Source organism: Paenibacillus sp. BJ-4 (assembly GCF_020404765.1).
In the GTDB taxonomy this organism is placed as follows: domain Bacteria; phylum Bacillota; class Bacilli; order Paenibacillales; family Paenibacillaceae; genus Paenibacillus.
In genome coordinates, this window is record NZ_JAIVEM010000012.1 from 1 (window position 1) to 411 (window position 411).

General features: G+C 57.4%; 1 protein-coding gene. It reads left to right on the forward strand.

The features are described 5' to 3' along the window. On the forward strand, positions 1–411 hold a 411-nt coding region (locus tag LCF57_RS04080; protein WP_225999570.1), incomplete at both ends, for an acyltransferase domain-containing protein.

Below are 411 nucleotides of genomic sequence, written 5' to 3' on the forward strand. Positions count from 1 at the left end.
CCCATCGCGCTGATCGGGCACAGTCTGGGAGAATATACGGCCGCCTGTATAGCTGGAGTGTTCAGCTTGGAGGAAGGGCTGGAGCTGGTGAGCGTCCGTGGGCGACTGATGCAGCGATGTGAAGCGGGAGCGATGGCGGCAGTTGGCATGAGCGCGTCCGAGTTGGCCGAACAATTAAGAGGAACGCTGGAGATCGCAGCCATCAATGGACCGCAAATGAGCGTGGTGACGGGACGGACGGAAGAGGTAGAAGAATTGATAGTTCGCATGCAGGAAGCAGGTGTAGAATGCCGCCAACTGCGAACGGGCAGCGCATTTCATTCCTCGCGGATGGAAGCCGTGCTGGGGGAACTGGAAGAGGCTTTGAAGCGTGTAAAGCTCGTTGCACCGCAGCTTCCTTATGTATCTAAC